3 protein-coding genes are annotated in these 2,051 nt (G+C 66.0%); 1 reads left to right on the top strand and 2 read right to left on the bottom strand.

The features are described from left to right. Positions 1-283 (top strand): biotin/lipoyl-containing protein (locus AC1DO7_RS41065; RefSeq protein WP_477117554.1); only part of this gene is annotated, 283 nt, incomplete at its 5' end. 77 nt (positions 284-360) lie between these two features. Here the strand turns inward: AC1DO7_RS41065 and AC1DO7_RS41060 are convergent. Both AC1DO7_RS41060 and AC1DO7_RS41055 read right to left on the bottom strand, forming a co-directional pair. Continuing rightward, on the bottom strand, positions 361-1,719 hold the full coding sequence (locus AC1DO7_RS41060; RefSeq protein ID WP_441621732.1) for a cytochrome P450: 1,359 nt from the start codon (positions 1,717-1,719) through the stop codon (positions 361-363). An 85-nt stretch (positions 1,720-1,804) separates the two neighbouring features. After that, on the bottom strand, positions 1,805-2,051 hold a 247-nt coding region (locus AC1DO7_RS41055; protein WP_477117553.1), incomplete at its 5' end, for an aminotransferase class I/II-fold pyridoxal phosphate-dependent enzyme.

The raw sequence follows: 2,051 nt of genomic DNA, 5'->3' as shown, positions 1-2,051 counted from the left end.
GCGTAGTACCACGCACGCGAGCGTGGTGCGCAGCAGCCGTCCGGTTGCCGAGCCCGGCAATCCGCTGCATATCGCCGCGCCCATGCCGGGCTCGATCGTGACGGTGGCGGTCCAGCCAGGACAGCGCGTGGCGGCGGGAACGACGCTGATGGCGCTGGAGGCGATGAAGATGGAAACCCACATCACCGCGGATCGCGACTGCGAGATTGCCGCGGTGCATGTGAAGCAGGGTGACCGCGTCGCCGCGAAGGATCTGCTGATCGAGTTGAAGCCGGCGGATTGATATTGGCGTGCTTGCACGGAGACAGGCTGTTGCCTCCCGTCCGTCCAGGACGGGAGGGCAAGTTGTGACAAAGCCAGCTACGTCTGTCGGGCAGACTGTCCTCGCGCTTGCAAACTAAGTCTGGCCAAGCCCCGGTAGACGGGGTTGCCGTTCCAGTGCGGTTCGGCGTCTGCGAGCGAAAGCGCGGGCATGTGGCGCAGAATCGCCCGGAACACGATCTCTGCCTCCATCAGCGTCAGCGCGGCGCCGATGCACACATGTGGGCCATGCCCGAACGAAAGGTGGGAGCCTTCGCGTCGCGTGATGTCCAGCTCGTCCGGGTTGCGGAAGCGCGCCGGGTCGCGATTGGCGGCGCCGATCAGGGCAACGACCAGATCGCCGCGCCGCAACTGGCGCCCGTGCAGCATCATGTCTGTAGCAACCCGACGTCCCGTGTACTGGACCGGGCTTTCGTAGCGCAGCAACTCGCGCAGGGCATTGGGCAGCAGTTCCGGGGTCTGCTGCAGGCGCTGCCATTGCTCGGGATGGCTCAGCAGGGCGTGCAGTCCGTTGCCAAGCAGATTGCGCGTCGTTTCATGACCGGCAAACAGCAGCATCGCGCATTGCGCCAGTAGTTCGGCACCGGCCTCGATTTTGCCTTCGGCCTCGGCGTACAGCAGATGCCCGATCAGGTCCCGCTGTTGCGCCTGCGAGAGATCCGTGTCTTCTGCCTTGCGCCGCGCCAGCATCGATTCAAATGCTGCAGCCATCTTGAGCAGGCTGACCTGGGCGCGCCGTTTCAGCGCGGCGTCGGGATCCGGTGCGCCGATGAAGGCGGCCAGGTCTTCGGACCAGGCGAGGAAGTCCGGCTGGTTCTCGACGTCCATGCCTAGCAACCTCGCGATGACCATCGCCGGCAGCGGCCTGGCAATCGACTCCATGAAATCGAACGCCTCGGCGCCTGCGAGCTGCGCAATCAGCCCGGCCGTCATTTGCTCGATGGTGCCGGCAAAAGCGCGCAGGGCAGCCGGACGGAAGCCGGCATTGAGCACCTGTCGCAGCCTCGTATGATCGGGCGCGTCCAGGAACAGCATGGCCCGGCTGAACAAGCGCTGGAAGGGGCAAAGCGCCTGGCGCTCGCCTTCGCTGCCACGCATCACCCATCCTCCCGTGCGCCGCGCCGAATACCGGGGGTCGCGCAGCACCGCTTCCACATCTTCATGCCGGGTCAGTAGCCAGGCCCCCCCGAAGAATTCTTCGCTCCAATGGATGGGCCCGAGCGCGCGCAGCGCGTGGTAGGCAGGGTAGGGGTCACGCAGGAAGGCGTCGTCGACCAGGCGGTCGCAGGGGGTCAACGCTCCGGCCATCGCTTCCTCGGTGTGGTACCGGCTTAGGGACGTGGAAGCGAGCGTGGTGGCCTGGTTGGTGGCAGTCGTGCTGTCGGCAATGCTGGTCATTGTGGAATCCTGCTTTGGCAGCCAGACGCTGTCGGGTTTCGGCCTGGCGCGGTTCGGAAGCGACGGCAATGAGGCGAGAGGTTTTTCATGGCTCTGCCCGCCGGGCCATGATGGCGGACAGGCTGTCCAGCAAGCGTGCCACGTCGGCTGCGGTATGCGACGCCGACAGTGTGATGCGCAGGCGCGCCGTACCGTTGGGCACGGTGGGCGGGCGGATCGCGGTAACGCGGATGCCGTCGTTCTCAAGCGCTTGGGACAGCGACAGCGCGGCCTCGTTGTCGCCGACGATCAGGGGCTGGATGGGTGTACTGCGGGTGTACTGCTGTCGGCGA

It is taken from the genome of Cupriavidus sp. 05N40 (genome assembly GCF_056397305.1).
This window is presented reverse-complemented; position numbering and strand designations above follow the sequence as displayed.

What these genes read in the sequence shown, in the direction of transcription:
- AC1DO7_RS41060 (WP_441621732.1), bottom strand. Translation starts at nt 1,719, where the DNA reads ATGACCAGCATTGCCGACAGCACGACTGCCACCAACCAGGCCACCACG.